This is a genomic window from Alteromonas sp. P256 (assembly GCF_036864455.1).
Lineage (GTDB): Bacteria > Pseudomonadota > Gammaproteobacteria > Enterobacterales > Alteromonadaceae > Alteromonas.
This window is the reverse complement of the sequence record NZ_JAZETM010000024.1, coordinates 1-1727: the sequence shown is the minus strand read 5'-3', so window position 1 is coordinate 1727 and position 1727 is coordinate 1. Positions and strand designations below refer to the sequence as shown.

The following is a 1727-nucleotide window of genomic DNA, read 5'->3' as shown; positions in this document are numbered from 1 at the left end:
CTGGGTAGGGGAGCGTTGTGTAAGTGGATGAAGGTGAGTTGTAAAGCTTGCTGGACATATCACAAGTGCGAATGCTGACATGAGTAACGATAATGGGAGTGAAAAACTCCCACGCCGGAAGACCAAGGTTTCCTGTCCCATGCTAATCAGGGCAGGGTAAGTCGGCCCCTAAGGCGAGGCAGAAATGCGTAGTCGATGGGAAACGGATTAATATTTCCGTACTTGTATAATCAGTGATGGAGGGACGGAGAAGGCTAGGCAAGCTTGGCGTTGGTAGTCCAAGTGAAAGTGTGTAGGCCGAGCGTTTAGGTAAATCCGGACGCTTAAAGTCGAGACACGAGACGAGCTCCCAAGGGAGTGAAGTTGTTGATGCCCTGCTTCCAGGAAAAGCTTCTAAACTTATGATTATATGAACCGTACCCCAAACCGACACAGGTGGTCAGGTAGAGAATACTAAGGCGCTTGAGAGAACTCGGGTGAAGGAACTCGGCAAAATTGTACCGTAACTTCGGGAGAAGGTACGCCCTTGTTTGTGATAGGACTTGCTCCTTGAGCGAATGAGGGCCGCAGTGACCAGGTGGCTGGGACTGTTTATTAAAAACACAGCACTCTGCAAACTCGCAAGAGGACGTATAGGGTGTGACACCTGCCCGGTGCCGGAAGGTTAATTGATGGGGTTAGCGTAAGCGAAGCTCTTGATCGAAGCCCCGGTAAACGGCGGCCGTAACTATAACGGTCCTAAGGTAGCGAAATTCCTTGTCGGGTAAGTTCCGACCTGCACGAATGGTGTAACCATGGCCACGCTGTCTCCACCCGAGACTCAGTGAAATTGAAATCGCAGTGAAGATGCTGTGTACCCGCACCTAGACGGAAAGACCCCGTGAACCTTTACTACAGCTTGGCACTGAACATTGAACCTACATGTGTAGGATAGGTGGGAGGCTTCGAAGCACAGTCGCTAGATTGTGTGGAGCCGTCCTTGAAATACCACCCTTGTACGTTTGATGTTCTAACATAGGCCCCTTATCGGGGTTGTGGACAGTGTCTGGTGGGTAGTTTGACTGGGGCGGTCTCCTCCCAAATAGTAACGGAGGAGCACGAAGGTTAGCTAATCACGGTCGGACATCGTGAGGTTAGTGCAATGGCATAAGCTAGCTTAACTGCGAGACAGACACGTCGAGCAGGTACGAAAGTAGGTCATAGTGATCCGGTGGTTCTGTATGGAAGGGCCATCGCTCAACGGATAAAAGGTACTCCGGGGATAACAGGCTGATACCGCCCAAGAGTTCATATCGACGGCGGTGTTTGGCACCTCGATGTCGGCTCATCACATCCTGGGGCTGAAGTCGGTCCCAAGGGTATGGCTGTTCGCCATTTAAAGTGGTACGCGAGCTGGGTTTAGAACGTCGTGAGACAGTTCGGTCCCTATCTGGTGTGGGCGTTGGATGATTGATGGGAGCTGCTCCTAGTACGAGAGGACCGGAGTGGACGAACCGCTGGTGTTCGGGTTGTCATGCCAATGGCATTGCCCGGTAGCTACGTTCGGAACGGATAACCGCTGAAAGCATCTAAGCGGGAAGCCGGCCCAGAGATGAGTCATCCCTGACCTTTAAGGTCTGGAAGGGTTGTTATAGACGATGACGTTGATAGGCAGGGTGTGGAAGCGTTGTAAGGCGTTAAGCTAACCTGTACTAATTGCCCGAGAGGCTTAACCATACAACACCCAA

1 rRNA gene is annotated in these 1727 nt (G+C 51.7%); it reads left to right on the top strand.

From position 1 onward, the window contains the following. Positions 1-1716, top strand: a 23S ribosomal RNA gene (locus V7R39_RS17660); the annotation flags it as partial. Positions 1717-1727 lie beyond the last annotated feature (11 nt).